The 7,818-nt window shown below is 45.3% G+C and carries 7 protein-coding genes; all 7 read left to right on the top strand.

Annotation, left to right across the window (positions count from 1 at the left end; translation table 11 throughout):
* Window positions 1-182 precede the first annotated feature (182 nt).
* The 7 genes from B9J84_RS09245 (at window position 183) to deoA (ending at window position 7,767) form a co-directional block, all read left to right on the top strand.
* Window positions 183-1,607 (top strand): sodium:alanine symporter family protein, encoded by a 1,425-nt coding sequence (locus tag B9J84_RS09245; RefSeq protein WP_013856119.1) that lies wholly within the window; start codon window positions 183-185, stop codon window positions 1,605-1,607.
* 109 nt (window positions 1,608-1,716) lie between these two features.
* Complete coding sequence (yaaA, locus tag B9J84_RS09240; RefSeq protein ID WP_047691605.1) at window positions 1,717-2,490, top strand: peroxide stress protein YaaA; 774 nt, start codon at window positions 1,717-1,719, stop codon at window positions 2,488-2,490.
* A 16-nt stretch (window positions 2,491-2,506) separates the two neighbouring features.
* Complete coding sequence (locus B9J84_RS16220; RefSeq protein WP_013856121.1) at window positions 2,507-2,644, top strand: DUF5363 family protein; 138 nt, start codon at window positions 2,507-2,509, stop codon at window positions 2,642-2,644.
* The gene (locus B9J84_RS09235; protein ID WP_094124002.1) at window positions 2,631-3,419 is read left to right on the top strand and encodes a TatD family hydrolase; all 789 of its coding nucleotides are present in this window, start codon (window positions 2,631-2,633) and stop codon (window positions 3,417-3,419) included. The genes B9J84_RS16220 and B9J84_RS09235 overlap by 14 nt, the downstream gene beginning before the upstream one ends.
* A 208-nt stretch (window positions 3,420-3,627) precedes the next feature.
* On the top strand, window positions 3,628-4,887 hold the full coding sequence (locus B9J84_RS09230) for a NupC/NupG family nucleoside CNT transporter (protein ID WP_013856123.1): 1,260 nt from the start codon (window positions 3,628-3,630) through the stop codon (window positions 4,885-4,887).
* Between the two features lie 646 nt (window positions 4,888-5,533).
* Window positions 5,534-6,310, top strand: a complete 777-nt coding sequence (gene deoC, locus B9J84_RS09225; RefSeq protein WP_013856124.1) for a deoxyribose-phosphate aldolase — start codon at window positions 5,534-5,536, stop codon at window positions 6,308-6,310.
* 95 nt (window positions 6,311-6,405) lie between these two features.
* Window positions 6,406-7,767, top strand: coding sequence for a thymidine phosphorylase (gene deoA, locus B9J84_RS09220; protein ID WP_017046546.1), 1,362 nt, complete (start codon window positions 6,406-6,408; stop codon window positions 7,765-7,767).
* Window positions 7,768-7,818 lie beyond the last annotated feature (51 nt).

Genomic DNA, 7,818 nt, shown 5'->3' with positions numbered 1-7,818 from the left:
TTATCCGCCCGTCAAAAATACGTTGCCCCTTCAAAAGTTGAGACTCCTCACTTTTTGGACGAATAAAATGCATTGCATAATATCGATAAAAACATGCTGGTTAGAACGTTGACTCGCAGCATGTGCATTTTTTCGTGAAGCTTTTCGCTTAGGTCAGCGCTATCACTCTATGAGAGGTTCTTGTGACAGACTTAATCAATTTAATGAATGATTTACTTTGGGGATCCATCCTTGTTTATCTTTTAGTCGGTGTTGGTGTGTACTTCACCGTTCGCCTAGGATTCATTCAATTTCGCCATTTCGGCCACATGTTTAGTGTGTTGAAAAACAGCCGCAAAGCAGATAAAGCCGGTATTTCTTCTTTCCAAGCACTTTGTACTAGCCTTGCTGCGCGTGTTGGTACGGGAAACATGGCCGGTGTAGCCGTTGCTTTAACGGCGGGTGGTCCAGGCGCGATTTTCTGGATGTGGTTGATTGCTATGCTTGGTATGGCGACTTCATTTGCTGAAAGCACGTTGGCTCAGCTATACAAAACCCGTGACAAAGATGGTAACTACCGTGGTGGCCCTGCGTACTATATGGAAAAAGGCCTTGGTATGCGTTGGATGGGTGTCCTGTTTTCCATCTTCCTGATTATTGCTTTTGGCCTAGTATTCAATGCCGTTCAAGCTAATTCAATTGCAGGGGCTATGAAAAATGCTTTTGGATTTGATCCGCTGTATGTCGGTATCTTCATCGTTGCAATTTCGGCTTTCGTCATTTTTGGTGGTATCCGTAAAATTGCGCGTACCGCTGAGTTGATTGTACCTTTCATGGCATTAGCTTACTTAGCGATTGCGATGTTTGTCATGGTCACTAATATAGAAAAGCTACCAGCCGTATTAAGCCTTATTTTCAAAAGTGCATTTGGCCTTCAAGAAGCGGCCGCAGGCGGTTTAGGTTACGCGATTGCTCAAGCCATGATTAACGGTATCAAACGCGGTCTGTTTTCCAATGAAGCGGGTATGGGTTCAGCACCTAATGCAGCGGCTTCTGCAACGCCTTATCCGCCGCATCCTGCTTCTCAAGGTTACGTGCAAATGTTGGGTGTTTTTATTGATACGATTGTGATCTGTTCAGCAACCGTCGCCATTATTTTGATGTCGGGTGAATATGTACCGCACGGTGAAATTACCGGTATCGAGCTGACTCAGCGCGCATTAAGCTCACAAGTGGGCAGTTGGGGTGGGATTTTTGTTGCTTTTGCGATTTTCTTCTTCGCCTTTACTTCAATTATTGCCAACTACTCTTATGCCGAAACGAACCTGATTTTCTTAGAGCACAACAATAAGAAAGGGTTAACGTTGTTCCGTATTGTTTTCCTTGCCATGGTGATGTTTGGCTCATTGGCGACCTTGCCTACCGTATGGGCAATGGCGGATGTCTCGATGGGGTTAATGGCGATTGTTAACTTGGTGGCGATCATTCTGCTCTCTGGCATTGTGATTAAGCTCGCGAAAGATTATAACCGTCAGCTAGCCGCAGGTAAGGTTCCCACCTTCGATGCTAATGATTACCCTGAGTTAAAATCTCAGTTGGAAGATGGCATTTGGTACAACAACAAATAGCCTGTTATCGTTACTGACGATTAAATAGATTGAAAAAGCCATGCAGACACCGCATGGCTTTTTTTGTACTCTGTGAGCCATAAAATAAGAATAGAAAGGAAGGAAAATTATGCTCATTGTTGTTTCCCCAGCCAAGACGTTAGATTACGAATCCCCGTTGGTGACAAGCAAATATACTCAGCCGGAGCTTATTGACCATTCAGCTCAGTTGATCGATGTTTGCCGTCAATTGACTCCTGCCGACATCTCAGCGTTGATGAAAGTGAGCGATAAAATCGCTGGGCTCAACGTGGCTCGCTTTGCGCAGTGGAGCCCAACCTTCACGTTGGATAATGCACGCCCCGCCATTTTGGCGTTTAAAGGGGATGTTTATACAGGATTTGAAGCAGAAACGTTATCGGATGCCGGATTTGAATATGCCCAACAGCATTTAAGAATGCTCTCTGGCTTGTATGGTGTATTGAAACCACTGGATCTGATGCAACCATACCGTTTGGAGATGGGCACGAGATTGGATAACCCGAGGGGGACTAACCTGTACCAGTTTTGGGGAGATATCATTACCGATAAACTCAATCAAGCTCTGAAAGAGCAAGGCGATGATGTGTTGATTAATCTCGCTTCCAACGAGTATTTTAAAGCGGTTAATCCGAAAAAGCTTAAGGGAAGCATCATTACTCCGGTATTTAAGGATTGTAAGAAAGGGCAATACAAAGTCATTAGCTTCTATGCTAAGAAGGCTCGTGGCATGATGGCGCGCTACATTATCGATAAACAAATCTCTTCTGTAGAGCAATTGGCTCAGTTTGACAGTGCTGGCTACTATTTTGTAGAACAGGAGTCATCAGCAACTGAGTTGGTCTTTAAACGCGAAGAGCAGTGATGTAAGAGAGGCGGTTATGTGGCAGTGGTTGAAAAAGCAGGTTGCGCGTTATGATCGCTGGTGTGAGAACATGGGTTTAACACCAGATAAAAAACGTAGCTGTGTTCCTTATCGTCAAGATCCTGTTCAGAGTAAAGAACGTGAGCGAGAATAAGAAGCTGCGTTTATTTGATACGCATTGCCATCTCGATTTTCCTATCTTTGAGCGTGAGTTTGAACACCATTTACATTTAGCTCGCCAGCAGGGGGTTGAAAAAATAGTGATTCCCGCCGTTGGTCCAAGTAACTGGCAACGAGTGGCCGAGCTTGCTAAAGGTTATACTGAACTCTACTTTGCTCTCGGTTTCCATCCCTGTTTTTTATCAACCTCTTCCCCTGCGGATATCGACGAGCTTGAGCAAAAGTTACTTCAAAAACCAGCTCAATGCGTGGCTCTGGGGGAGTGTGGCTTAGATTTTACGACGGATATTGCTCCCGCTTTGCAAGAAACAATGTTTGAAATGCAACTAGAGCTTGCGAAACGAGCCAGACTTCCATTGATATTACACAGCCGCAAAGCGCACAACCGCCTTATACAACTGTTAAAAAAACATCAATTTAGCCAAGGTGGAGTGCTGCATGCTTTTTCTGGCAGCGTTCAACAGGCAAACCAGTTTATTGAACTGGGTTTTAAGATTGGCGTGGGTGGTGTTATTACCTATCCAAGAGCCAACAAAACCCGTCTTACTATTGCAGCACTCCCCATCGAAAGTTTAGTGCTAGAAACGGATGCTCCTGATATGCCACTCAATGGTTTTCAAGGGCAAGCGAATCACCCACAAAAACTGCCGATTATCCTGCAAACGCTTGCGTTGCTGAAGAACCAATCAGAGCAAACGGTTGCTGATGTTTTGTGGAAAAACAGCCATTCTCTGTTCTTTCCGGTGTGAATAAATTCGAAATGAAATGTAGGTTTAATGATTCTAGTATCAGTAAATATTGAACGTGCTCACATAAATGAGTGAATGGGCAGTGAATCTTATAAGAAAGTGTGAGGCTGGCATTACTTTATCTTAGTGGTGATGAGTATAATCACCCCGCTTCATGAGCTCCATTTTATAACACGCCAACAATAACCTAATAAGGAAATCATAAACTATGAGCCTGTTTATGAGCCTAGTCGGTATGGCAGTTCTGCTAGGACTTGCAGTTCTACTGTCTGATAACCGCAAAGCTATCAATCTAAGAACAGTGGGTGGCGCTTTTGCTATCCAATTTATTATCGGTGGTTTCGTTCTTTACGTACCATGGGGTCGTGATCTCCTTGCAGGTTTCTCTGCGGGTGTTCAAAACGTCATCGACTTCGGTAAAGACGGTACTGGTTTTCTATTCGGCAGCCTAGTTAACTTTTCAGTTGACGGTATTGGCTTCATCTTTGCTTTCCAAGTTCTACCTACTCTAATCTTCTTCTCGGCACTTATCTCTGTGCTTTACTACATTGGCGTTATGCAATGGGTAATTAAGATTCTAGGTGGTGGTTTACAAAAAGCACTCGGTACCTCTCGTGCGGAATCGATGTCTGCTGCAGCCAACATTTTCGTAGGTCAAACAGAAGCGCCACTCGTGGTTCGTCCGTTTGTACCTAAAATGACTCAATCTGAGCTGTTTGCAGTAATGTGTGGTGGTTTGGCTTCAGTTGCGGGTGGTGTACTTGCTGGTTACGCATCGATGGGTGTGCCGCTAGAGTACCTTGTTGCGGCCTCTTTCATGGCAGCACCGGGTGGTCTACTGTTTGCAAAAATCATCAAACCAGAAACCGATACTCCAGATGAAGAACTGGGTAGCGATATGGATGGCAATGATAAACCTGCCAACGTAATCGATGCTGCTGCAGGTGGTGCTTCTGTTGGTCTGCAACTTGCGTTAAACGTAGGTGCAATGCTACTTGCCTTCGTTGGTCTAATCGCCTTAGTTAACGGTATGCTTGGTGGTGTGGGTGGTTGGTTCGGTATGCCTGAACTGACTCTAGAACTACTGCTTGGTTGGCTTTTCTCTCCATTAGCATTCCTGATTGGTGTGCCATGGGAAGAAGCAACGCTAGCGGGCTCTTTCATCGGTCAAAAACTGGTTGTAAACGAATTTGTTGCTTATCTAAACTTCGTACCTTACGTGGGTGAGAACGCACAGATCGTTGCTGCTACTGGTGCGGTGATGTCTGAGAAAACTCAAGCTATCATCTCATTTGCACTGTGTGGCTTCGCCAACCTTTCTTCTGTTGCGATTCTACTCGGTGGTTTAGGTGGTCTTGCTCCTAACCGTCGTCACGATATCGCGAAGATGGGTGTAAAAGCCGTTTGTGCTGGTACACTGTCTAACTTAATGGCAGCAACCATTGCTGGCTTCTTCCTTTCTTTCTAATTAAACAAGAGAAAGAGATATAGACGCCGTTTAACATCGCCCCGTAGCAAGAGATTGCTGCGGGGCTTTTTTGTTTTGGCGAAAGGAATACTTTGATTCACTCTTTAGTCGGGTGGTCAGTGTTTATCACCTCAAGCTCTCTTTTATAAGTTAGCTTTTAATGGATAGATCAGAGTTTATCGGTAAACGAGATTATCGTTGACGCTGATCTTTTTTGAGATACAAACCGTTTGCTCTATGAATGACGCTACAGTTTTGTAGTGAAAATCTATACTGTATCAGTGAGATTCATTTTCAATAGAAGAGTGAAGATATCAGCTAGCGCCAATCAATACATGGAGTATGATTTGACGCAAAGGCAGCCCGTTTTATCATGTCGTGTTGCTTTGATATAAATTAGATACGGGTATAAGTTACACACGGATATACGTTAGACACGGCGATGAGTGCAAATAAGCGGCATATCATGGTTGTGCCATAGGCCAAATTGGTACTGTGCGGTGACAGGGATAGCAATTGAAATGCAAGTGCATTTCGAGTCTTCAAGGAACCAAGTCCGTTCATTTGTGGCTAGCAAGCCATCTCGCTCTCAACACTGAGCGTGGTTTACTAGTGAACTATTTGAATATATTGATCGGAGATAGAAATGAGCGATTTAAAAGCAGCCGCACTACGTGCACTGAAATTGATGGATTTGACTACGCTAAACGATGATGACACGGATGCGAAAGTGATTGCCCTTTGTCATGATGCCAAAACGGCTGTAGGTAATACCGCTGCAATTTGTATTTACCCTCGCTTTATTCCTATTGCGAAGAAGACACTTCGTGAGCAAGGCACGCCAGAGATTCGTATCGCAACCGTTACCAACTTCCCACACGGTAATGATGATATTGAGATTGCCGTTGCGGAAACTAAAGCCGCTGTTGCGTACGGTGCTGATGAAGTCGACGTTGTGTTCCCTTACCGCGCATTAATCGCCGGTAATGAGCAAGTCGGTTTTGATCTTGTTAAGCAATGTAAAGCCGCGTGTGGTGACATTCTGCTTAAAGTGATCATCGAAACTGGTGAGCTAAAAGAAGAAGCATTAATCAAAAAAGCGTCTCAAATCTGTATTGAAGCGGGCGCTGATTTCATCAAAACCTCAACGGGCAAAGTCCCTGTGAATGCAACACCAGAATACGCACGTATGATGCTAGAAGTGATTCGCGATATGGGCGTTGCCAAAACTGTAGGCTTTAAACCTGCGGGCGGTGTACGCACAGCGCAAGATGCTGCATTGTATCTCGCGATGGCTGATGAGCTACTTGGCGCAGATTGGGCCGACAGCATGCACTACCGTTTTGGGGCTTCAAGCCTGCTAACCAATCTTTTGAATACATTAGAAGTAACAGACCAAAAAGCCGATCCAGCTGCGTATTAATTATGCGCTGAAGTAGGACTGATAATAATAAGTCTGACTCGTGGAGCTGAGCCATCAGCTCCCGATTACCTCTTTACCTTACTGACCAAAGCATCATGCTTGGGAGGCAACTAATGTATTCAACTCAAACTTTTTTACCTCAAGAAATCATTCGCAAAAAGCGTGACGGTGAGATCCTCACCACCGAAGAAATTAACTTTTTTATTCAAGGTGTGGCGAATAATACCGTCTCCGAAGGCCAAATTGCGGCCTTTGCCATGACGATTTTCTTCAATGAAATGACTATGCCAGAGCGCATTGCACTGACGTGCGCTATGCGTGATTCTGGGATGGTGATCAACTGGGATGCGATGAACTTCGGTGGTCCTATCGTTGATAAACACTCAACTGGCGGCGTGGGCGATGTTACTTCGCTGATGCTTGGCCCCATGGTCGCAGCCTGCGGTGGTTTTGTTCCTATGATTTCAGGGCGCGGCCTTGGTCATACGGGCGGCACGCTGGATAAATTGGAGTCGATTCCCGGTTATAACATCACGCCAAGTAATGACGTATTTGGTCAAGTAACCAAAGAAGCGGGCGTTGCTATCATCGGCCAAACGGGTGATCTCGCGCCAGCGGATAAACGCGTATACGCCACACGTGACATTACCGCAACGGTCGACAATATTTCACTCATCACCGCCTCGATTCTTTCTAAAAAATTAGCCGCTGGGTTAGATTCCTTGGTGATGGATGTCAAAGTCGGTTCTGGCGCATTTATGCCGACTTACGAAGCTTCTGAAGAGTTGGCTAAATCTATCGTCGCAGTGGCTAACGGCGCAGGTACGAAAACCACGGCTATTTTGACGGATATGAACCAAGTGCTGGCCTCTTCGGCAGGTAATGCCCTTGAAGTGCGTGAAGCGGTACGCTTTTTAACTGGTGAATATCGCAACCCTCGCTTACTGGAAATTACCTTGGCCTCTTGCGTTGAGATGTTGTTGTTAGGCAATTTAGCAAAAGACAGCAATGATGCTCGTGCGAAACTGATGTCCGTTCTTAATAACGGAAAAGCGGCTGAATGCTTTGGCAAAATGGTCAAAGGGTTAGGCGGCCCCGCTGATTTTGTTGAAAATTACGATCACTATCTTGAAAAAACCGAGCTGGTTAAGCCCGTTTACGCTCTAGAAAGTGGCGTTGTATCGGCAATGGATACTCGCGCGATTGGCATGGCCGTGGTGGAGATGGGCGGTGGACGCCGCGTCGCAACTGACACTATTGATTACGCGGTTGGGTTTGACCAATTTATTCGCCTAGGTGAAGTTGCCGATAGCAGCAAGCCGTTGGCGGTGATCCATGCGCGTAATGAAGCGCAATGGCAACAAGCGGCCAAAGCATTACAAAGCGCCATTCAAATTGGCGGAGAATACACACCAACACCCGATGTCTACGGCCAAATTCGCGCAGAAGACGTATAAAAATATCGGTTGGAGAGAGCAATGAAAAGAGCATTTATTTTAGTATTAGAT

The organism is Vibrio sp. V03_P4A6T147 (assembly GCF_002241085.1).
GTDB lineage: Bacteria > Pseudomonadota > Gammaproteobacteria > Enterobacterales > Vibrionaceae > Vibrio > Vibrio anguillarum.
Note: the sequence above shows the minus strand (reverse complement) of the source record. Positions and strands in the feature narration are given on the sequence as shown.